At 73.1% G+C, this 21,191-nt stretch carries 17 protein-coding genes; 13 read left to right on the plus strand and 4 right to left on the minus strand.

Features of this window, described 5'->3' with window-relative positions; translation table 11 throughout:
* Window positions 1-30: 30 nt before the first annotated feature.
* Window positions 31-525 carry a hypothetical protein gene (locus tag ACIQUT_RS03990; RefSeq protein ID WP_403558884.1) on the minus strand — a complete coding sequence of 165 codons (495 nt, stop codon included), beginning with the start codon at window positions 523-525 and terminating at the stop codon, window positions 31-33.
* Complete coding sequence (locus tag ACIQUT_RS03995; RefSeq protein ID WP_403558886.1) at window positions 525-1,064, minus strand: hypothetical protein; 540 nt, start codon at window positions 1,062-1,064, stop codon at window positions 525-527. The genes ACIQUT_RS03990 and ACIQUT_RS03995 overlap by 1 nt, the downstream gene beginning before the upstream one ends.
* A 112-nt stretch (window positions 1,065-1,176) precedes the next feature.
* Here ACIQUT_RS03995 and ACIQUT_RS04000 point away from each other — a divergent pair, with 112 nt between their 5' ends.
* The 10 genes from ACIQUT_RS04000 to ACIQUT_RS04045 all read left to right on the plus strand — a co-directional run bounded on the left by ACIQUT_RS04000 (window position 1,177) and on the right by ACIQUT_RS04045 (window position 15,672).
* Window positions 1,177-1,620: a winged helix-turn-helix transcriptional regulator gene (locus ACIQUT_RS04000; protein WP_403558888.1), complete on the plus strand. Its 444-nt coding sequence runs from the start codon at window positions 1,177-1,179 to the stop codon at window positions 1,618-1,620.
* A 121-nt stretch (window positions 1,621-1,741) separates the two neighbouring features.
* Entirely contained in the window at window positions 1,742-2,095 is a 354-nt protein-coding gene (locus tag ACIQUT_RS04005) for a MerR family transcriptional regulator (protein ID WP_403558890.1), read from the plus strand.
* Window positions 2,096-2,290: 195 nt separating this feature from the next.
* Complete coding sequence (locus ACIQUT_RS04010) at window positions 2,291-3,292, plus strand: DUF1702 family protein (protein WP_403558892.1); 1,002 nt, start codon at window positions 2,291-2,293, stop codon at window positions 3,290-3,292.
* Between the two features lie 101 nt (window positions 3,293-3,393).
* Complete coding sequence (locus ACIQUT_RS04015) at window positions 3,394-4,365, plus strand: DUF1702 family protein (protein ID WP_403558894.1); 972 nt, start codon at window positions 3,394-3,396, stop codon at window positions 4,363-4,365.
* Between the two features lie 6 nt (window positions 4,366-4,371).
* Entirely contained in the window at window positions 4,372-6,300 is a 1,929-nt protein-coding gene (locus tag ACIQUT_RS04020) for a CRTAC1 family protein (RefSeq protein ID WP_403558896.1), read from the plus strand.
* 5 nt (window positions 6,301-6,305) lie between these two features.
* The gene (locus ACIQUT_RS04025; protein WP_403558898.1) at window positions 6,306-7,400 is read left to right on the plus strand and encodes an enediyne biosynthesis protein; all 1,095 of its coding nucleotides are present in this window, start codon (window positions 6,306-6,308) and stop codon (window positions 7,398-7,400) included.
* The gene (locus ACIQUT_RS04030) at window positions 7,397-13,315 is read left to right on the plus strand and encodes a type I polyketide synthase (RefSeq protein ID WP_403558900.1); all 5,919 of its coding nucleotides are present in this window, start codon (window positions 7,397-7,399) and stop codon (window positions 13,313-13,315) included. Before ACIQUT_RS04025 ends, ACIQUT_RS04030 begins: the two co-directional genes overlap by 4 nt.
* Before the next feature lie 4 nt (window positions 13,316-13,319).
* Window positions 13,320-13,778 carry an acyl-CoA thioesterase gene (locus ACIQUT_RS04035; RefSeq protein ID WP_403558902.1) on the plus strand — a complete coding sequence of 153 codons (459 nt, stop codon included), beginning with the start codon at window positions 13,320-13,322 and terminating at the stop codon, window positions 13,776-13,778.
* Window positions 13,775-14,320 carry a flavin reductase family protein gene (locus ACIQUT_RS04040; RefSeq protein WP_403558904.1) on the plus strand — a complete coding sequence of 182 codons (546 nt, stop codon included), beginning with the start codon at window positions 13,775-13,777 and terminating at the stop codon, window positions 14,318-14,320. The genes ACIQUT_RS04035 and ACIQUT_RS04040 overlap by 4 nt, the downstream gene beginning before the upstream one ends.
* On the plus strand, window positions 14,317-15,672 hold the full coding sequence (locus ACIQUT_RS04045) for a cytochrome P450 (RefSeq protein ID WP_403558907.1): 1,356 nt from the start codon (window positions 14,317-14,319) through the stop codon (window positions 15,670-15,672). Before ACIQUT_RS04040 ends, ACIQUT_RS04045 begins: the two co-directional genes overlap by 4 nt.
* A 124-nt stretch (window positions 15,673-15,796) precedes the next feature.
* Here ACIQUT_RS04045 and ACIQUT_RS04050 read toward each other — a convergent pair whose 3' ends face one another.
* The gene (locus ACIQUT_RS04050; protein ID WP_403558909.1) at window positions 15,797-16,564 is read right to left on the minus strand and encodes an AraC family transcriptional regulator; all 768 of its coding nucleotides are present in this window, start codon (window positions 16,562-16,564) and stop codon (window positions 15,797-15,799) included.
* Between the two features lie 48 nt (window positions 16,565-16,612).
* On the minus strand, window positions 16,613-17,599 hold the full coding sequence (locus ACIQUT_RS04055) for a ParB N-terminal domain-containing protein (protein WP_403558912.1): 987 nt from the start codon (window positions 17,597-17,599) through the stop codon (window positions 16,613-16,615).
* A gap of 242 nt (window positions 17,600-17,841) precedes the next feature.
* Between ACIQUT_RS04055 and ACIQUT_RS04060 the strand changes: the two genes are divergently transcribed.
* The 3 genes from ACIQUT_RS04060 to ACIQUT_RS04070 are packed head-to-tail and all read left to right on the plus strand — an operon-like array spanning window position 17,842 to window position 21,157.
* A complete protein-coding gene (locus ACIQUT_RS04060) occupies window positions 17,842-18,408 on the plus strand; it encodes a DUF5987 family protein (protein ID WP_403558915.1) in 567 nt (188 codons plus the stop codon).
* Window positions 18,405-20,054 (plus strand): FAD-dependent oxidoreductase, encoded by a 1,650-nt coding sequence (locus ACIQUT_RS04065; protein WP_403558918.1) that lies wholly within the window; start codon window positions 18,405-18,407, stop codon window positions 20,052-20,054. Before ACIQUT_RS04060 ends, ACIQUT_RS04065 begins: the two co-directional genes overlap by 4 nt.
* Window positions 20,051-21,157 carry a carboxymuconolactone decarboxylase gene (locus ACIQUT_RS04070; protein ID WP_403558921.1) on the plus strand — a complete coding sequence of 369 codons (1,107 nt, stop codon included), beginning with the start codon at window positions 20,051-20,053 and terminating at the stop codon, window positions 21,155-21,157. Before ACIQUT_RS04065 ends, ACIQUT_RS04070 begins: the two co-directional genes overlap by 4 nt.
* Window positions 21,158-21,191 lie beyond the last annotated feature (34 nt).

Here is a 21,191-nt window from a genome sequence, read left to right on the forward strand (position 1 = left end):
CGCCACACAGGCGGGAGCCGGCCGAAGGCGTCAGCCGGTCCGCGGCGGCGTCAGATGACGCCGGGCGAGCTGCACCAGCAGCCCGTAACCGGCGACCAGCAGCGCCAGCGTGAAGATCCACTCCCGGGACCCTTGCGGCCGGTACACCCGCCCCGCGTTGCCGACATCCAGCGCGGGGATGCTCTGCCCGGCCTGCAGCGCGCCCCGCTCGCTGCCGTACAGGGCGACTCCGGGCCGCTCGCCCGGGCCGTCCACGGCCCGGAACCGGCCGGACCAGGTGCAGGTCTCGTGCCCGGGATGCCGCACACAGTCCAGCCGTTCCGCCGTGAACGTGCCGGCCACCCCGCTGGCCGTGGCCGCGCGCAGCGCCGGCCCCAGATTGGACAGCCCGACGTACAGGCACAGGCAGGCCACCACGAGCAGCGCGGCGGAGGTGACACGCGAAGGCCGCCGTGCACGCGCGCGGGGCGCGTGCACGGCGGTGGACAGCTGGCGGGGCGGTACCGGTTCGGTCGACGCCCTCATCACTCGGCGCAGGAGCAGCGCGGACCGCCGCTGCGGTTGTGCAGCACCATGGCCACGATCATGGGCAGCGTGACCAGCGCGTTGTAGAACAGGTGGAGTTCCACCCGGGGCACCAGGAGCTGGATGATGCTGGTCGGCACGGCCTTGCCGGCGAGGTGCTCCCCGGTGAGCGCCTGGAGGAGCAGCAGCAGATGCTCCAGGTGGTGCCACACCTGGATGGCGAGGGTCACGTTCCACCAGGTGCGGGCCCGGCCGTCGAACCCGGGCCGCAGCACCAGGAACCCGACGAGCATGACCAGGGCGTAGCCGTAGTGCATCCACTCCGAGGTGACCAGCCACGGGAACGGCACCCCGAGCACCCCGCGGGCCTCGGGCAGCGGCCAGCCCAGGACGTAGATCTGGGCCGCCTGCGCCAGATGCTCACCCCAGTGCGCGAGGACGATCACCAGGAAGATCCGGAGTCCGGCTCGGTGCAGTCGGCTGTTGAGGGCGGCCACCGTACTCCGCAGCCCTCCCGCGACCGCCAGCTCGGTCGTCAACGTCCACCTCCACGATTGATGTCAGGGTCGTCATCTCAGCAGCCGGTGTGCCGGGCCGTCTTCTCTCCGATTGCCCGATTGTCGTCACCGGGTGCCGAGTTAGCATGGCCGAATGCTCAGGCGCACGTATGAAGGGCAGGACTGTTCGCTGGCTCAGGCACTCGAAGTGGTGGGCGAGCGCTGGACGTTGCTGATTGTCCGCGACGTCCTCCTCGGCATCAACACGTTCGACGCGTTCATCGAGGAGCTCGGGATCTCCCGCAACGTCCTCACCGACCGCCTCAACCACCTGGTCGCTTACGGAATCCTGGAGCGGGTCGCCTACCAGCAGCGGCCGACCCGCCACTGCTACGAACTCACCGCGAAGGGACGCGATCTGACGCCGGTCGTGGCTGCGCTCATGCAGTGGGGCGAGCGCCATGCGACCGGACCGGAGGGCCCGCCGCGGCGCACCGAGCACATCGGCTGCGGCGGCCCCGTGCACGCCGAGCTGACCTGCGCGGACTGCGGGCTGCCGGTCGCGAACGAGGAGGTCACCGCGCGCTGGGTGCGCTGACGCGGGGGGCTCGCAGGACCCGGCAACATGGAAGAGGAACCGGCGGATTCCGGCCAGCTACTTTGGACATCGTCGCTGTTCCATCGCTGCCCCGGGCCGCTGCGGAAATGAGGTGCGTCACGTGCGCGTTTCAGCACTCAGCGCTGTATCCGGCGTTCCCGTGTCGACCATCGACCGCTACATCTGCGAGGGGCTGCTGCCCGGCCCGGACGACGAGGCCGCCGAGGATGCGGGCCAGGTCCGGCGGCTCGCCCTGATCCGGGCCCTGGTCGAGGTCGGCGGCCACTCCCTGCGCGAGGTACGGGACATCGTCGGAGCCATCGAGGCGGCCGAGGCCGACCCGGCCGCGCGGCGGACCGCCGAGTACGGCCGGCTGCCGGCCGACGTCCCGCCCGGCGAACTCCTCGCGGACGCCCTGCGCATCGCCCTGGGCCGGCTGGCCCGCAGAGCGGCCGAGAGCGGGCCGGCCACCTAGGACCGGACTTCGAGGGTCACCGTTTTGCGAATCAACGACCCGCGGAGTACGGGACCAGGGGGTGCCCGGTGCATCAGGCCCGGCCGTGATCCGCCGGACACCCCAAAGCGCACGCGGAGAGATGCCCGCCCGGCAGGGCCGGTTCCACGATGGGGCCCGTACCCGACCCCGGCGAGCAACTGGAGGCAACCGACCATGCCGACCCTTCTCGGATCGCTGCGCAGGCTGCTGATGGCTCCGACCGCCATCGACGTGTCCTTCGCCACCCGCGGGTTCCCGGTCGAGCGCAACGAGGCCACGCACCGGCTGGAGGCGATACCGCAGGCGGTCGTGTGCGGTTTCGAATGGGCCATCGACGACCCCGGCACACCGGGCCCCGGCCGGGCGGACACGGACACCGAGCTCCGGATCCGGCTGATGGAGCCGGACCTGCGCGGCTTCGCCTACGAGGGGGCCGCGATGGCCCTCACCGTCCGGGACGCGATGGGACCCGGCCGCGGCGGGCGCACCCGCCGGCTGCTGCTGGGCCCCGCCCGCCCGCACATCTTCCTCGCCTACATCGGCGTGGGGTTCGCTCTCGCCCGGCTGCCCCGCCCGCTGTGGCGGAAGGCCGTGCCCGACCTGACCGGCGCCGACTACCCGCAGATGAGCTGGCTGGTCGTCGACGGCTACGGCTTCGACCGGGCCTACTTCGACACCGCGACCGTCGTCGACGGACAGAAACGCCTGCCGCCGTACCCGTGGGAGGGCGACCCGGACTACTTCGGGCGCGCCGTGGACCAGGGCATCGGCCGGGCCCTGTGGTTCATGCACGGCGCGAACGCGCCCGCCGTGGCCGCCGCCGTCGGCCGCTTCGCGAGCGAGCGGCACGCCGACCTGTGGAGCGGGGCCGGGCTCGCCGCGACCTTCGCCGGGTGCTGCCCGCCGGCGGGCCTGGAGGCGCTGCGGCGAGCGGCCGGCGAGCACGCCGGCGAGCTGGCTCAGGGGGCCGTCTTCGCCGCCAAGGCCCGCGCCCGGTCCGGCACGGTGCCCGAGCACACCCACACCGCGCTGACCGCCCTGGCGGGGCTCGACATCGGCAAGGCCGTGGCCCTCGCCGACGACTGCACTGCCGACCGGGCGGCCGGGCCGGGCCGGCCGGCGTACGAGCAGTGGCGCCGGAACGTGCGAGAGCGCCTGGCGGAAATGGCCGGTTGAGCACAAATGAAGTAGACGCCGCTTCGGCCGCGATGTGTAGATTCGCAAGCACGTTACGCAGGCACGAGTGGTGCGCCTTATCCGAGGGGTGGTAGAGCTCCATGTCGGCAAATCTGCGTGCGCTGCGGCGCCGTATTCTGACACCCGGTATTTCTGCGACAAGCCTTGATGTCCGAGGTTTCCACAAGAAGAGCCCGGCAGCGCAGGAGCTGCTGGAGACGGTGGGCCGGTACTTCCTCGAGGGCTACGGCCACGCCGTGGAAGTGCGTACCACCGCCGAACTTGAGGACCGCCTCGACCGGCTGCCCACCCGCTTCCGCGGATTCGCCTACGAGGGCGCCGCGATGGGTGCCACCGTGCTGGACGCACTGCCCGGCAGCCGGGGGACCCGGCTGCCGGGCCTGCTGGCCGGCCACGGCCGCGACCACATCTACATGGCCTACGTCGGCATCGGCTGGGCCATGGCCCGGCTGCCGCGCCCGCTGTGGCCCGACCTGAGCCGCACCGACCCGCTGATCCGCTGGCTCGTGCTGGACGGATACGGCTTCCACCAGGCGTACTTCAAGACCGAGAAGTATGTCCACGGCCAGTACGAGGACCCGCGGTTCGCCTGGTCCTGGGGCTCCCCGGAGTATGCCCGGCGCGCGGTCGACCAGGGCATCGGCCGGGCCCTGTGGTTCGTGGCGGGCACCGAGCCGGACCTCGCGGCCACCTTGATCGAGAAGTTCCCGGAGGGCCGCCGCGCCGACCTGTTCAGCGGCACCGGACTGGCCGCCGCCTACGCCTGCGGTGCCGAGGAGGGCGAGCTGGCCCAGCTGGCCCGGCGCGCCGGACCGTACCTGCGACAGCTGCAGCAGGGCGCCGCGTTCGCCGCCGAGGCCCGCGAGAAGGCCGGCCTGACGATCGCGCAGACCGAGGTCGCGGTGGGCACGCTGTGCGGCATCACCCCGGCCGAGGCCGCGGCGCTGTGCCGCGCCACCAGGCCCGCCGGCCCGGTCGCGCCGGACGGCTCCGGCTACGAGAAATGGCGACAGGACATCGCCGCCGCATTCGTCTCCCGAGAGGAGAACTAGACCGAAATGGCAGTGAGCTCCTGGCTGCGCAGCCAACTCCCCGGAATTGTCGCGCTCACCGCCATGGTGAGTGTCTTCTACGCCGTGCAATTACCGACCACATCGGCGGCGGAATCCTCCCGCATGGCCGAGGACTACGCGTTCACCCCCATGTCCGTCGCCATGCCCGCGGGATATCGGCACAAGTCCATCCGCGAGGTGAACAAGGCGTACAAGGGCATCGACGCGTGGATTTCCTCCGTCGGCGCCGCCGTCGCCATGAACGACGTCGACGGCGACGGACTGCCCAACGACCTGTGCATCACCGACCCGCGGATCGACCAGGTGGTCGTCACCCCGACCCCGGGCCGGAACGAAACCCGCTACCGGGCGTTCGCGCTCGACCCCGCGCCCCGGCCCATGACCGAGACCATGGCCCCGATGGGCTGCGTCCCCGGCGACTTCAACGAGGACGGCCGGACCGACCTGCTCGTCTACTACTGGGGTCGGACCCCGATCATCTTCCAGGCCAAGGCGGGCGCGGCCGGCGCACCCGGCGCGGGCGCCCCGGCGCTCGCCGCGGCCTCCTTCGACCCGGTGGAGCTGGTGTCCGGAGTGGGCAAGGAAACCTACACCGGCCCGCAGTGGCACACCAACGCCGTCACCGTCGGCGACTTCGACGGCGACGGCCACGACGACGTCCTGATCGGCAACTACTTCCCCGACAGCCCGGTCCTGGACCCGACCAAGGACGGCGGAGTGGAGATGAACCACTCCCTGTCGCACGCGAACAACGGCGGCGAGGACTTCATCTTCCGCGGCACCGGAAAGGGCTTCGAGGAGGCCCGCGACGCGCTCCCGGGGAGCGTCCGCCACGGCTGGACCCTGGCCGCCTCCGCCGCCGACCTCGACGGTGACCTGCTGCCCGAGCTGTACCTGGCACACGACTTCGGCACCTCCAAGCTGCTCTACAACAAGTCCCGCCCCGGCCGGATCGAGTTCGCCGTGGTCGACGGCCGGCGGGACGCCCTCACACCCCGGTCCAAGCAACTGGGCCGCAGCTCCTTCAAGGGCATGGGCGTCGACTTCGGCGACCTCGACGGCGACGGGCTGTACGACATGTTCGTCAGCAACATCACCACGTCGTTCGGCATCCAGGAGTCCAACTTCCACTTCACCAACGAGGCGAAGGACCGCGAGGCCCTGCGCGACGAGTTCAAGAAGGGCGTCGCCCCCTACACCGACCGCAGCGCCCCGCTGGGGACCGCCTGGTCCGGTTGGGGCTGGGACGTCAAGAGCGGCGACTTCGACAACGACGGCGACCTGGAGATCGTCCAGGCCACCGGATTCGTCAAGGGCAAGACCAACCGCTGGCCCCAGCTCCAGGAACTCGCCACCGCCAACGACGCGCTGACGTCCAACCCGTTCTTCTGGCCCAACGTCAACGAGGGCGACGACCTCGGCGGCGACCAGCGGCTCCGCTTCTTCGCCAAGGGCGACGACGGCCGCTACACCAACCTCGGGCAGCAGCTCGGTATCGGCGCGCCCGTCCCCACCCGCGGCATCGCCACCGGCGACGCCGACGGCGACGGCCGGCTCGACCTTGCGGTCGCCCGCCAGTGGGACCAGCCCGTCTTCTACAGCAACCAGAGCCCCAGTGGGCGCAGCAGTCTCTCCGTCAAGCTCGTCCACCCCGACGGCGCCCCGGTGGTCGACGCCCAGGTCGAGGTGACCCTGCCCGACGGCACCCGGCGGATCTCCCGGGTCGACGGCGGCGGCGGGCACTCCGGCAAGCGCAGCCACGAGGTGCACATCGGCCTCGGCGAGCACGGCTCGCAGCCGCTCGACGTCCGGCTGAGGTGGCGCGACCGGGCCGGCGACCCGCAGGAAGGATCGCTCCGGCTGACCGGCGGCCGGCACACCGTCCAGCTCGACACCGAGGCGAAGGAGAAGTGACGCACATGTCCGAGAAGTCAGGGCCGTTGCCCGCCACGGCAGCGGCACCGCGCCACGACCCCAAAGTCGTCACCGCCCTGCGCCGCTTCGCCATCTCCATCAGCATCTTCAACCTCCTCGGCTACACCGTGCTCGGCTTCGAACAACCGTGGACCTGGCCGCTGATCGCGCTCGCCACCGCCTACACCACCGAGATCGTGCTGGAGGTCGTCGCCGCCAAGGCAGAGCGCCGCACCCCCCGCTTCCTGGGCGGCGGCTTCCGCGGCGTACTGGAGTTCCTCTACCCGGCGCACATCACCGGCCTCGCGCTCAACATGCTCACCTACGTCAACGACCGCGTCTGGGTGATGGTCTTCGGCGTCATCGTCGCCGTCGGCACCAAGTGGGTGCTGCGCGCGCCTGTCCGGGGCCGGCTCCGGCACTACATGAACCCGTCGAACTTCGGCATCGCCATCATCCTGCTGCTCTTCCCCTGGGCCAGCATCGCGCCCCCGTACCACTTCACCGAGTACGTCGAGACGCCCATCGACTGGCTCATCCCGGCCATCATCATCACCGCCGGCACGCTGCTGAACTCCAAGCTCACCGGCCGGATGTGGCTGATCGTCGCCTGGGTCATCGGCTTCGCCCTGCAGGCGGTCATCCGCGGACTCGTCCTCGGCACGTCCATCTCCGGCGGCCTCGCCATGATGACCGGCGTGGCGTTCGTCCTCTTCACCAATTACATGATCACCGACCCGGGCACCACCCCCTCCAAGCCGTGGGCGCAGGTCGCCTTCGGCGGCGGAGTGGCCACCATGTACGGGGTCCTGACCGCGCTGCACATCGCGTACGGCATCTTCTTCGCCACCGCGCTCGTCTGCCTGATCCGCGGCCTCTACCACTGGGGAGTCCACCTGGCCGGCAGGCAGACCGCCGCCGCCCGCGCGGCCGAGACCGCGCCCCCGGCCGCCGGGGCCGCGCCCGCCGACTCCGCCGATTCCACCGAGTCCACCGGGTCCGTCGAGCCCGCCGCAGCCGCGGCGGGCGACGAGGCCGGGAGGCCCGCTGCGGCGGACGTGGACGCCGTCGACACCCAGCCGGCGGTGGCAGTCCGATGAACAGACTCGCCATCGTCGGCATGGCCTGCCGCTACCCCGACGCGGACACCCCCCGCGACCTGTGGGAGAACGCCGTGGCAGGCCGGCGTGCCTTCCGCCGCCTCCCGGATGTCCGGATGCGCCTGGAGGACTACTGGGACGCCGACCCCGCGGCCCCGGACCGGTTCTACGCCCGCACCGCCGCCGTGATCGAGGGCTACGAGTTCGACCGGCTCGGACACAAGATCGCCGGCAGCACCTACCGCTCGACCGACCTCACCCACTGGCTCGCCCTGGACGTCGCCGGCCGGGCGCTCGCCGACGCCGGCTTCCCGCAGGGCGAGGGCCTGCCCCGGGAACGTACCGGCGTCGTCGTCGGCAACACCCTGACCGGCGAGTTCACCCGCGCCAACACCATGCGGCTGCGCTGGCCGTACGTACGCCGGGTGCTCACCGCCGCCCTCAAGTCCCAGGACCTCCAGGGCTGGGACGACGACCGGCTGGCCGGCTTCCTCGACGAGGTCGAGGCCACCTACAAGAGCCCCTTCCCGCCGGTCAACGAGGACACCCTGGCGGGCGGCCTGTCGAACACCATCGCGGGTCGGATCTGCAACCACTTCGACCTCGGCGGCGGCGGATACACCGTCGACGGCGCCTGCTCGTCCTCCCTGCTCTCCGTCACCCAGGCCGCCCGCGCGCTCCTCGACGGAGACATCGACGTCGCCGTCACGGGCGGCGTCGACCTGTCCATCGACCCGTTCGAGATGGTCGGCTTCGCCAAGACCGGCGCCCTCGCCCGGCAGGAGATGCGGGTCTACGACCGGGGCGCCAACGGCTTCTGGGCCGGCGAGGGCTGCGGCATGATCGTGCTGATGCGCGAGGCGGACGCGCTCGCGGCCGGGCACCGCGTCTACGCGAGCATCGCCGGCTGGGGCATCTCCTCCGACGGCCACGGCGGGATCACCCGGCCCGAGATCCACGGCTACCGGCTGGCGCTGCGCCGCGCCTACGGCCGCGCCGGATTCGGCATCGAATCCGTCGGCCTGTTCGAAGGCCACGGAACGGGCACCCGGGTCGGCGACGCCACCGAACTCGGCGCGCTCATCCAGGCCCGCGACGAGGCCGCGCGCGCCGCGGCAGGGCGCGGCGGCGCCGCCGTCCCGCCCGCTGCGATCAGCTCCGTCAAGGCCATGATCGGGCACACCAAGGCCGCCGCGGGCGTCGCCGGACTGATCAAGGCCGCCATGGCCGTGGATGCCGAGACCCTGCCGCCCGCCCTCGGCCTGGTCGACCCGCACCCGCTGCTGCTGGAGAACCCGGACGTGCTGCGCGCGCTCCGCCGCGCCGAGCCCTGGCCCGAGGACCTCCCGGTCCGGGCCGGCATCACCGCCATGGGCTTCGGCGGCATCAACACCCATGTCGTCCTCGACCGGCCGGCCGCAGCCGGCCCCCGGCGCCGGGCCGCCACCGCGCCCGCCACCGGGCGCGAGGCGGAGCTCGCCCGTTCCGTCCAGGACGCCGAACTGCTGCTGGCCGACGCCGAATCGCCGCAGGAGCTGCGCCGCAAGCTGACCGAACTGGCCGGTTTCGCGGCCGGGCTGTCGTACGCGCAGCTCTCCGACCTGGCCGCCACCCTGCACGACGGGCTGCAAGCCGCGCCGTACCGGGCGGCGGCCGTCGTCACCTCGCCCGAGGACGCCGAGCGGCAGCTCCGGCGGCTCGCCGACACCCTGGACGCGGGCACCACCCGGCACATCCCCCAGGACGGCAGGGGCTTCCTCGGCGAGGCTCGCGGCCCGGCCCGGATCGGCTACCTCTTCCCCGGCCAGGGCTCCGGCCGCGGCACCACCGGCGGGGCGCTCCGACGCCGGCTGGCCGAGGCGGAAGCCGTCTACCAGGCCGCAGACCTGCCCAGCTCAGCCGACCTGGACACGGTGGCCACCGAGGTCGCGCAGCCCCGCATCGTCGCCGGATCCATGGCGGGGCTGCGCGCGCTCGCCGCCATCGGCCTGGAGGCGACCGTCGCCGTCGGCCACAGCCTCGGCGAGATATCGGCCCTGGCTTGGGCGGGCGCGCTGGACCAGGAGCTGGTGCTGACCGTCGCCCGGCTGCGCGGACAGGCCATGGCCGAACGCGGCGAATCGGGCGGCATGGGCTCCCTCACGGCGCCCGCCGCCACCGCCGAACGGCTCGCCACCGGCCTGCCCGTGGTCATCGCCGGCTACAACAGCCCCCGGCAGACCGTGCTGGCCGGCCCGGTCGACGCTGTCACCGCGCTGCTCGACCGGGCGGGGGCGGCGGGCGTGCCGGCCACCCGGCTCGCCGTCTCGCACGCCTTCCACTCCCCGCTGGTGGCCTCCGCCGCCCAGACCGTCGGCGACTGCATGGTCGAACTCGGCTTCGCGCCCGTCGGGCGGCGGGTCGTCTCCACCGTCACCGGGGACACGCTCGCCACGGACACCGACATCGCCGCCCTGCTGCGCCGCCAGATCACCGAACCGGTGCGCTTCGCGCAGGCCGTCGGACGCGCCGCCGAACGGCTCGACCTGTTCGTCGAGGTCGGCCCCGGCCGGGTGCTCAGCGGGCTCGCCGCCGACCTCGGCGACGTACCGGCGGTGTCCCTCGACACCGACGACGAATCCCTGCACTCGCTGCTGCGGGTGGCCGCGGCGGCCTTTGTCGTCGGCGGGCCGCTGTACCTCACCCGGCTGTTCCAGGACCGGCTGGTGCGCCCGCTGGCGATCGGCGAAGAGTTCCGGTTCTTCGCCAGCCCCGCCGAACAGGTCCCGGACGTGGTCGTGCCCCGGTCCAGGTCCGCCGCGGCGTCGCCCACCGCGACGCCCGAGGCCGGGGCCGAGGCCGGGGCCGGGGCCGGTGCCGGGACCGGCGAGAGCGGCCTCGACCTGCTGCGCCGGCTCGTCGCCGAACGCGCCGAACTGCCCCTGGACATGGTGCACGGCGGCACCCGGCTGCTCGACGACCTGCACCTGAGCTCCATCACCGTCGGCCAGATCGTCAACGAGGGGGCCCGGCAGCTCGGCCTGCCCCCCGCCGCCGTCCCGCTGAACTTCGCCACCGCCACCCTGGGAGAACTGGCCGACGCCCTCGCCGAGCTGGCCCGGACCGGCCGGGAAGGCGCGACCGCACCCGTCGCCGCAGCCGCCGGCGCCGCCGCCTGGGCCCGCGCCTTCGCCGTCGACCTGGACGAGCTGTCCCGGCCGGCCGCCGTACCCGCCGCGGGCACCACCGGGCCCGGCCCGTGGACGCTGTTCGCGCCGGACGGCCATCCCTTCGCCACGGAACTGCTCGACGCCCTGCGGGCCACGGGAGGCGGCGGGGGAGTCCTGGTCTGCCTGCCGCCGGACGCCGGCGAAGCCGACCTGGAAGCGGCCCTGACCGGCGCGCACACCGCGCTGGCGGGCCCGCCCACCGGCCGGTTCGTCCTGGTCCAGCACGGCCGGGGCGCGGCCGGCCTGGCCAAGACCCTGCGCCTGGAGGCCCCGGGCCTGCGCACCACGATCGTCCACCTGCCGCCGGACCCCTCCCCGGACATCCCCGACCCGGTCGCCCTGGTCACGGCCGAGGTCGCCGCCACCGCCCACTTCGCGGAGATCGTCTACGACGCGGCCGGTGCCCGCCGGGTACCGACACTGCGCGCCCTGCCCGTCCGCCCCGCCCGCACCGACCAGCCGCTCGGCCCCGCCGACGTGCTGCTGGTGACCGGCGGCGGCAAGGGCATCACCGCCGAGTGCGCCCACGCCCTCGCCCAGGACAGCGGAGCCGCCCTGGCCCTGCTCGGCCGGTCCGACCCGGCCACCGACCCCGAACTCGCGGCGAACCTGCGCCGGATGGCCGACGCGGGCATCCGGGTGCACTACGCCCGCGCCGACGTCGCCGACCCCGGCCGGGTACGAGCCGCGGTCGACACCCTCACCGCCGCCCTCGGGCCGGTCACCGCCCTGCTGCACGGCGCCGGACGCAACGAGCCGGCCGGCCTCCCGGCCGTCGACACGGCCCTGATCCGGCGCACCTTCGCCCCCAAGGTCGACGGACTGCGGGCCGTGCTGGCCGCCGTCGACCAGGACCGGCTGCGCCTGTTCGTCACCTTCGGCAGCATCATCGGCCGGTCCGGACTGCCCGGCGAGGCCCACTACGCCGTCGCCAACGAATGGCTGGCCGACCTCACCGAGGAGTTCGCACGCAGCCACCCCGCCTGCCGGACCCTCTGCCTGGAGTGGTCGGTCTGGTCCGGCGTCGGCATGGGCGAGCGGCTGTCCGTCGTGGAATCCCTCACCCGGAACGGCGTCACCGCCCTGACCCCCGACCAGGGGGTGGCCCTGCTGCGCCGGCTGCTGGCCGACCCGGACGCGCCGACGACCGTCGTGGTCAGCGGCCGGACCGAGGGCATCGGCACGGTCCGCCGCGACCTCCCGCCGCTGCCGTTGCTGCGCTTCGTCGAGAAACCGCTGGTGCGCCACCACGGAGTGGAACTGGTCACCGAGGCCCGGCTCAGCGCCGGCACCGACCCCTACCTCGCCGACCACGACCTCGACGGCAACCTGCTCTTCCCCGCCGTCATCGGCATGGAGGCGATGGCCCAGGCCGCCACCGCCTGCACCGGGCGCACCACGGTGCCGGTGATCGAGGCGGCGGAGTTCCTGCGCCCCATCGTCGTCCCGCCGGCCGGGGCCACCACCATCCGGATCGCCGTCACCGTCACGGACGACGACGACACCGTCGAGGCGGTGATCCGCAGCGCGGACACCGGCTTCGCGGCCGAGCACTTCCGGGCCCGGCTCGTGTTCCGCGAGGCCGCGGTGGACCAGGGGCCGCCCGACCAGACCCCGGACGACCTGCCGGCCGTACCGCTGGACCCGCACGAGGAGCTGTACGGAAGCGTGCTGTTCCAGAGCGGACGCTTCACCCGGCTGCGCCGCTACCACCGGGCCGCCGCCCGGTACGTCGACGCGGACGTGGCGACCTCGGCGACAGAGCAGTGGTTCGCCGGGTTCCTCCCCGGCGACCTGCTGCTGGGCGACCCCGGCGCGCGGGACGCGCTGATGCACGGCACCCAGGTGTGCGTGCCGCACGCGACCCTGCTGCCGCAGGCGGTCGACCGGATCCAGCCCTTCGGCGGCAAGCCGGTGGACACCGGCGAGCTGCGGTACGTCGCCACCGAGCGCAGCCGGGACGGCGACAGTTACGTCTACGACATCGCCGTCCGCGACACCCAGGGCGACACGGTCGAGCGGTGGGAGGGCCTGCGGCTGCGGGCGGTCCGCAAGAGCGACGGGCGCGGGCCGTGGCCGGTGCCGCTGCTCGGGCCCTACCTGGAACGCTCGCTGGAGGACCTGACCGGGGCCCGGCTGTCGATCGCCGCGGAACCCGACCCCGACCCCGACCCCGAACCCGGCCCCGAAGCCCGGCCCGGAACACCCGCGGGGGACGACCGGCGGGCCCGGACGGCCACCGCGGCGGCACGCGCTCTCGGCCGCCCGGCCGTGGTCCGCTACCGGCCCGACGGCCGACCCGAACTCGCCGGCGGCGGCAGTCTGTCCGCGGCCCACGGCCCCGGCCTGACGCTGTGCGCGGTGTCCGCCGACGGCGGCCCGGTCGGCTGCGACGCCGAAGCCGTCGCGCCGCGCGCCGAAGCGGAGTGGCGGGCGCTGCTCGGCACCCACGCGCCGGTCGCGGACCTGCTCGTCCGGGAACGGCCCGACGAGGGCCCGGACGCGGCGGCGACCCGCGTCTGGACGGCCCTGGAATGCCTGCAGAAGGCGGGCCTGACCTCGACCGCGCCGCTCACCCTGACCGCCCGCGGCAGCGACGGCTGGGCCGTCCTCGCCTCCGGGGACCTGCTGATCGCCACGCTCCTCACCACTGTGCGCGGGGTGGACCGGCCGGTCGTCCTCGCACTCCTGACAGAAGGGTGCTGAACCCATGGCGGACTACTTCGAATACCGGCACACGGTGGGTTTCGAGGAGACCAACCTCGTCGGCAACGTCTACTACGTCAATTATCTGAGCTGGCAGGGCCGCTGCCGGGAGATGTTCCTCAAGCTGCGGGCCCCCGCGGTGCTCGCCGAGATCCAGGACGACCTCAAGCTGTTCACCCTGAAGGTCGACTGCGAGTTCTTCGCCGAGATCACCGCGTTCGACGACCTGTCCATCCGGATGCGGCTGGCCGATCTCGCCCAGACCCAGCTGGAGTTCACCTTCGATTACGTCAAACTGGACGCGGACGGTACCGAGACCCTCGTCGCCCGCGGCCGGCAGCGGGTGGCCTGCATGCGCGGGCCGAACACCGCGACCGTGCCGTCCCTCGTCCCCGAGGCGCTGCTCACGGCGCTGGAACCGTACGCGCACACCACGGCGGCCCGGCCGGAGCGGACCGCATGAGGCCCGGCTCCGGGTCCGGGGCCGGACCGACCGACGTCACCGACCCCGGCCAACTGCGCCAGATCTTCGGCACGTTCGCCACCGGCATCACCGTGCTCACGGTCGGCGGGGCCGCCCCGCACGGCATGACCGCGAACTCCTTCACCTCCGTCTCGCTGGAGCCGCCCCTGGTGCTGGTGTGCGTCGCCGATGACGCCCTCATGCACAAGGTCCTGGAATCCGCGGACCACTTCGGCATCTCCATCCTCGCGGCCGGCCAGGACCAGGTCGCCCGGCACTTCTCGGACCGCTCCCGCCCGCAGGGGCTGCGGCAGTTCGACGCGGTGCGCTGGCGGCCCGGTCCGGCCACCGGCGCGCCGCTCATCGACGACGCGCTGGCCCACCTGGAGTGCGCCATGTGGCGCCACTACGACGGCGGAGACCACACGATCTTCCTCGGCGAGGTGGTACGGATGAGACGCCGCCCGGACCAGGACGCCCTGCTGTTCGCCGGCGGGCGCTACGGCCGCCTGGCGCCGTCCCGGAGGGAGGCCGTCGCGTGAACCCGGAACCCCGGGGCCGGGCCGGGCTCACCCCGCCCGGCCCCCGGCGCACCGAACTCCCCGCCCTCTTCCGCAAGCTGGTCACCGACCGGCTGGAGCTGCTGAGCCAGGCCGCCGACCTGGGCGACGCCGTCCGCGTGGCCATGGGGCCGCGTACGCTCTACATCTTCAACCACCCCGACCACGCCAAACACGTGCTGGCCGACAACAGCGCCAACTACCACAAGGGCATCGGTCTCACCGAGGCCAAACGGGCCCTCGGCGACGGCCTGCTGACCAGCGAGGGCGCGCTGTGGCGCGAGCAACGCCGCACCGCCCAGCCGTCCTTCCAGGTCAAGCACCTCGCCGCGCAGGCGGGGGTGATCGCGGAGGAGGCGGCCAAGCTGACCGCCCGGCTGCGGGCCCGGCAGGGCGAAGGCGTGGTCGACCTCACCGAGGAGTTCACCACCCTCACCCTCGGCGTGCTGGGCCGCACGCTGCTGGACGCGGACCTGTCCGCGTACGGATCGGTCGGTCACGCCTTCGAGGCGGTGCAGGACCAGGCCATGTTCGAGATGGTCACCCAGGGCATGGTGCCGCTGTGGGCGCCGCTGCCCAAACAGCGGAGGTTCCGGCGGGCCCGCGCGGAACTCCAGGAGACCGTGGAGCGGCTCGTCCGCGACCGCGGCGCCACCGCCGACGGGCTGCTGGCCCGGCTGATCGAATCCGCCGGGCGGGAACCCGACACCGGCCTCGCCCGGCAGCGGCTGCGCGACGACCTGGTGACCCTCCTGCTCACCGGACACGAGACCACCGCCAGCTCACTGGGCTGGACCTTCCACCTCCTGGACCGGAACCCGGAGGCCGCCGCGCTGGTACGCGCCGAGGCGGAGCAGGTGCTGGGGGACCGCGACCCGGTGTACGAGGACCTCACCCGGCTGCGCTACACCGCGATGGTGGTCCACGAGGCCATGCGGCTGTACCCACCGGTGTGGATCCTCACCCGCCGGGCGGTGAACGCCGACGAGGTCGGCGGATACCACGTGCCGGCCGGCGCGGACGTCCTCGTCTGCCCCTACACGCTGCACCGCCATCCCCGGTTCTGGGACGACCCGGAGCGCTTCGACCCGGAGCGCTTCGACCCCGGACGCCCGGTGGACCGGCCCCGGTACGCCTACATCCCGTTCGGTGCCGGGCCGCGGTTCTGCATCGGCAACAACCTCGGGCTGATGGAGGCCGTGTTCGTGACCGCAATGGTCACCCGTGAGCTGACGCTCAGCACGCCGCCGGGGCACCGGGTGGTCCCCGAGGCGATGCTTTCGCTGCGGGTCAAGGGCGGGCTGCCGGTCCGGGTGCGGGCCGCCGGCGGGTGATCGCGCGAGCGCGAACGCGACCGCGAATGCGACCGGGAACGCGACCGGGAACGCGACCGCGAAGGTGAGCACAACGCCCGGAGGGCGGGGACCCGAGGTCCGCGCCCCCCGGGCGTTCCCGGTGTCAGCCGGCCACGCGCGTCAGCGCGTTCAATCTCATGTCCAGCAGCGCCAGCAGCACGGGGGGATCGAGCGCGCGCATCGCGCGCAGCCGCACGTCCGCCGGCTTGAGAAGCGTGTTCGAGCCCACCGTCACCGGCCCGTAGGTGCCGATGGAGGGAGCGCCGTCCGAGCGGATGCCGTCCAGCTCCTCCATCCCGTACGGGACCGACTGCATGAGGACGTACCAGGTGCCCTCGGGGACGTCCTCCAGGACGTAGGGCCCCGGCCGGTCGAGGACCGCGCAGCGCACCGGCTGCCCCTGCGGGATGCACTCGGGGAACAGGCCGATGAAGACGTGGCCCGCCTCGCCGTCCTCCGGGGGCAGTACGGTGCCGCGCAGCGACACCGGGCGGGTCCGGCCGCCGGGGGGAGGCCCGGCGGGCTGGATCTCCTCGGTGAAGCCGCCCAGCCGACGGTATGCGGACGGGGCCATTCCCACGGAATTCTTGAAGCGTGAACTGAAGGTGCCCACGCTCTGGTAGCCGACCAGGTTGCTGATGTCGGCGATGTTGAGCTCCGTGGTCACCAGCAGGTGCTTCGCGCGCTCCAGCCGCAGCGCCGAAAGGAAGCGCCCGGGAGTGATCCCGGTGGCGTTCTTGAATATTCGGGTGAAGTGGAACTTGCTGAATAGCGCGGTCTTGGCCATCTCATCGATGGTGAGTTCCTGCCCGAGGTTTTCCTGCATGCTGCTGATGACCCGGGTGACGGCGCGTTCGATGGTGGTTTCCATATCCCCTCCGTGTTCGGCCCTGTAGTGGTATGCGGTTCCCCCTGTGCGTCAATGCCCCTTCGGCCGCTCCACCTCCCTGGCGATCTGCTGCCAGACCTCCGCGCATTTCCTGGCGAGCGCGGCGACGCTGTCCGTGCAGTGCGCGGGAAGCGCGTCGAGCTGGTGGTGCCAGTCATCGGTCAGAACAGGCTGGGTGTGCAGCCAGCGCAGCAGCTGCCGGCCGGCCTCCGTGCTGCGCAGCGACGGGTCCCGGCTGAGGCTGCGCAGCACCTCCGGGAAGGCCCGGCAGGGCAGCGCCGGCGCGGGCCCGGGTGCGGACGGCGCCGGTGGCGCGCATAACTCCTGCGCCGCGGGCGGGACGGCCGGTACGGGCGTCTCTCCGCGCCGGATCCGGCCGCGGATGCTGTGCGCGGTCCCCACCGAGACGCCCGCGTCCCGGGCGATCTCCCGCAGTGGCGCGTCCGGCCGTTCGGCGATGAGCTGCACGGCGCGCAGCCGGCCCCGGGTGCCGTCCAGCGGGTAGCGCCGGCCGTCGGCGCCGATCCGGCTGTTCAGGTGCGCGGATTCCGCGCCTGAAAGCCTGCGCACGGCGGCCACGGTCTTGCCGGACAGCCCGACGCACGCCGCGACCGCCCGGTCGGAGAGCTGCGGGTCGGCGGCCAGGATGCGCCGGGCCGCCGCCTTGCGGTCGGGCAGCGACAGCGGCAGGCCGTGTGCGATGTTCTCCTGCACGCCCCGCCGGAAGGCTTCGTCCTGGCTGCCGTCGAAGAACAGGGCCTCGATGTCGTGACGGCCGCGCAGGACGGCCGCGTGCAGGCGGTGCATGCCGTCGATGACGCGCATGGTGGCGCGGTGCACCAGGATCGGCGGGAGGGTGTCGGGCGTCTCCGTCAGCCGGCGGATGTGTTCGGTGTCGATTCCGGCCAGCCGCGGGGAGTCGGCGGGCCGCAGCCGTGCCACGGGGACCCGGTCGGTCCGCGGCGGCGGGACGGTGTGGAGACGGTACGCAGCACGCGGCGGATCAGCGCTTGTCACTGGGGAACCCCCGAAGGCATATGCGATGGAACGTCGGTATGGCAGGACCGAAACGTAAGCAGTTGTGCCGTGTTCGTGGTTGTTCTGTGACTTGTCGGGAGCGTAACGGTCCGGCGGTCTATGGCCAAGACTTACCGAGGTTTTTCTTCGGAGGGGTTCGCAACCTGTGAGTTGCTTGACAGGACTAACTGCTCATAAGTTATTGAAGCCTAAAACTAAATGAGCTGGCGGGAGGAACTGCCGTGGAACCGGAAGGCGATCTCAGGACATCCCGGACGCCGACACTGGAGGCTTATGCAGACACGATTGTTCCCGGTGAAAAGCGCTGGCCCGGCGATGCGGCGATCGCCGGCGCGGCCGACGGTGGCGGAGCCGTCGCGGCCGGTGCGATCGAACTGATGGAGTGGGACGCCACCGGTCTGACCGAGGGCCTGGACGAACTCGCCGATCTCCTCAACCGGCACGCGCGCACATACGCGGACGGGTGCGGACTCGCTCTGGACACGACACTCCCGCCGTTTGTCGCCCTGGATTTCGGGCAGAGGACAGCCTTGGTGGCGGAGCTGACAGCGCCGGGCCACCCCGAGAAGGAATTCTGGGTGCTCCTGACCCTCTTCAGCAATATGGCTTACGACTCCGCGGCGCATATGCACACCGCAGATGCGATCGCCCAGGGCCACCCGGGCCTGGCCGCGATGGGCGTCGTACCGCCCGGCCCGGACCGCCTCTGGCGCTATGACCAGCACTCCTACGGCCGACGGCTGGCCCGTGTCCACCCCGACACCACCCCCTCAGGGAGCCCGGCATGAACAGTGCGGAGCAGACCGACGTCCTCGTGATCGGCAGCGGATTCGGCGGCGCGATCGCCGCCTACCACCTCGCCGCCGGCGGGGCCGCGGTGACCGTGCTCGAACGCGGCCCCTGGCTCACCGCCGAGGACGCCGAGCACGACTACAAGCTCGGCTCCTCCTACACGCGGGGCTTCGACTTCACCGTCGGCGACGGCATGAGCATCCTCGGCGGCAACTGCGTGGGCGGCGGCAGCGTCGTCTACTTCGCCTCCATGCCCAGAGCCCCCCGCTTCGTCTTCGAACGCCGCGGCAGCATCGGCCGCCGGATGTGGCCGGCCGCCATCAGCCGCGACACCCTGGACCCCTGGTACGACCGGGTCGCCGAGGCTCTGCCCGTCACCCCGCAGGACTGGCACGACGTCACCTACGCCGGCGGGCTGTGGGCCGCCGCCTGCGACCACGCCGGCCGGACCGCCAACCCGCTGCCCGTCGCCATCGACACCGCCGCCTGCGTCAACTGCAACTGGATGATGGCCGGCTGCCGCTTCGACGCCAAGCGGTCCCTGCTCCTGAACTACCTGCCCGCCGCCGTCGCCCACGGCGCCGTGATCCGCCCGCTGCACGAGGTGCAGTCCATCTCCCGTACGGACGGCGGCGGTTACCGCATCCACTACAACGTCATCGACGACGAGGACTACCGGATCACCACCGGATCCGGCGTGATCGACGCCAAGATCGTCGTCCTGGCCGCCGGGGCCGGCGCCACCCCCGTCATCCTCCAGCGCAGCGAGGCCGGCCTCGGCCCCATGCCGCACGCCGTCGGCCGGTACTTCTCCGGCAACGGCGAACGGCTCAACACCGCGGTCATCAACGAGGACCGGGTCGCCGAAGTCCTCGGCCTGTCCCGCGGCGACGGCGCACCCGCCTACGGCGCCAACCCGATCGGCCGCGGCCCCACCGTTGCCAGCTGGGACCGCCTCGACGGCTCGCTGCCCGAGTACTCCCGCTACTCCCTGGAACAGCTCTACTTCCCGCCCGGCCTCGGCACCATCCTCGCCCAGGCCCCGGACGCCACCGACGGACCCACCTGGTTCGGCCGGGACAAGAAGCGGATGCTCTCCCGCTGGAACTCCTGGCTGACCATCTTCACGATGAGCGAGGACGACAACGAGGGCGTGTTCGGTCCGCCGCCCGCCACCGGAAACGCCATGCGCATCTCCCAGCAGATGCTCGGCCGCGGCAACCTGAGATACCAGCCCACGGCCAACACCCGGCACGGCTGGGCCGCCTCCGACGCCGAGGTCAAGGACATCCTCGAACGCGACGGCATCGCCCGGGTCCGGCCCTGGACCAACGACGTCGTCGGCGCCTACACCGTGCACCCCCTCGCGTCCTGCCGGATGGGCGACGACCCCGCCACCTCCGCCCTCGACGACCGCAACGAACTCCGCGGCCACCCGGGCATCTTCGTCACCGACGGCTCCGCCGTCCCCGGCGCCCTCACCGTCAACCCCGCCATGACCATCGCGGCGGTCGCCGAACGCGCCGTGCCCGGCATCGTCCGGGCCGCCCGGGAACGCGGCGTGACCGTCCGCTACGGGGCACCGGCCCCGGACGGCGCCACCAGCGGACGACGGGGCGTGCTGCCCCTGATCCGCACGTGAACCACCGCACCGGGCTCGACCTGCTCCCCGTACGACGGCTCGTCCGCACCGCGCTGCGCGGGGCCCTGGACCGGACCCGGTACGTCGCCGTGGTCCGGCCGGAGCACGCCGAGGGCACCGTGGCCGCCGTCTACGCCCAGGCGGAACGCGACTTCGGCGTGCTCGCCCCGCCCATCGCCCTGCACGCGGCGGCCCCCGACATCCTGGCCGCCGCCTGGGCACTGCTGCGCGAGACGCTGCTCGTGCCCGCCGGGGTGGACCGGGCGGCCAAGGAAGCGGTGGCCAACGCCGTGTCCGAGGCCAACGCCTGCCCGTACTGCGTGGAAGTGCACGGGGCGATGGTGCGCGGCCTGACGAGTCGTGAGGGACGGCCCGGCGGCGCAGGCGGCGCCGCCGGCCCGGACGGGCGGATCGGGCGCTGGGTGCGGGGGAGCGGCGGCGGCCACCCGGCCGGCCCGCCCGGGACCCCGGAGGAACTCCCCGAGTACGCCGGGGTCGCGGTCACCTTCCACTACCTCAACCGGATGGTGAGCGTCTTCCTCGACGACTCGCCGCTGCCGGCGGCGACCCCGGCGGCCGCCCGCGGCACCGTCATGCGCCTGGTCACCGGGGCGATGCGGCCCCGCGACCCGGCCGGCCCGCCGCCCGGCGCCGCCCTGGAGCTGCTGCCGGCCGCGCCGCTGCCCGCGGATCTGGCCTGGGCGGCCGGAAACCCGTCCATCGGCGGCGCGTTCGCCCGCGCCGCGGCGGTCATCGAGGCCGGCGGCGCCCGGGCGCTGCCGCCGGACACCCGCGAGCTGGTGCGCGCCCGGCTGGCCGTGGCGGACAGCACTGACCCGGGCCCGAGCCGGGCCTGGGCCGAGGCCGCCGTACGCACCCTGCCCGCTGCGGACCGCCCGGCCGCCCGGCTGGCCCTGCTCACGGGGCTGGCCGCCTACCAGGTCGTACCGGACGACATCACGGCGTTCCGGGCGGCGGCGGACCCGGCCGACGACCGGGCGCTGATCGAACTCACCGCATGGGCCGCCCTCACCGCGGCCCGCCACGCCGGCCGACGCCTGACCTGCTCCGCAACGGACGAGAAGACACCGCGGTCCCCGTGACCCAGGCTGGACCGGGCCGCCCCACTCACAGCAG

The sequence above is a fragment of the Streptomyces sp. NPDC090445 genome (genome assembly GCF_044769385.1).
Classification (GTDB): domain Bacteria; phylum Actinomycetota; class Actinomycetes; order Streptomycetales; family Streptomycetaceae; genus Streptomyces.

Coding starts and splice junctions, on each gene's coding strand:
- ACIQUT_RS03990 (WP_403558884.1), bottom strand. CDS start 525: ATGAGGGCGTCGACCGAACCGGTACCGCCCCGCCAGCTGTCCACCGCC.
- ACIQUT_RS04000 (WP_403558888.1), top strand. CDS start 1,177: ATGCTCAGGCGCACGTATGAAGGGCAGGACTGTTCGCTGGCTCAGGCA.
- ACIQUT_RS04010 (WP_403558892.1), top strand. CDS start 2,291: ATGCCGACCCTTCTCGGATCGCTGCGCAGGCTGCTGATGGCTCCGACC.
- ACIQUT_RS04015 (WP_403558894.1), top strand. CDS start 3,394: ATGTCGGCAAATCTGCGTGCGCTGCGGCGCCGTATTCTGACACCCGGT.
- ACIQUT_RS04020 (WP_403558896.1), top strand. CDS start 4,372: ATGGCAGTGAGCTCCTGGCTGCGCAGCCAACTCCCCGGAATTGTCGCG.
- ACIQUT_RS04025 (WP_403558898.1), top strand. CDS start 6,306: ATGTCCGAGAAGTCAGGGCCGTTGCCCGCCACGGCAGCGGCACCGCGC.
- ACIQUT_RS04030 (WP_403558900.1), top strand. CDS start 7,397: ATGAACAGACTCGCCATCGTCGGCATGGCCTGCCGCTACCCCGACGCG.
- ACIQUT_RS04035 (WP_403558902.1), top strand. CDS start 13,320: ATGGCGGACTACTTCGAATACCGGCACACGGTGGGTTTCGAGGAGACC.
- ACIQUT_RS04040 (WP_403558904.1), top strand. CDS start 13,775: ATGAGGCCCGGCTCCGGGTCCGGGGCCGGACCGACCGACGTCACCGAC.
- ACIQUT_RS04050 (WP_403558909.1), bottom strand. CDS start 16,564: ATGGAAACCACCATCGAACGCGCCGTCACCCGGGTCATCAGCAGCATG.
- ACIQUT_RS04065 (WP_403558918.1), top strand. CDS start 18,405: ATGAACAGTGCGGAGCAGACCGACGTCCTCGTGATCGGCAGCGGATTC.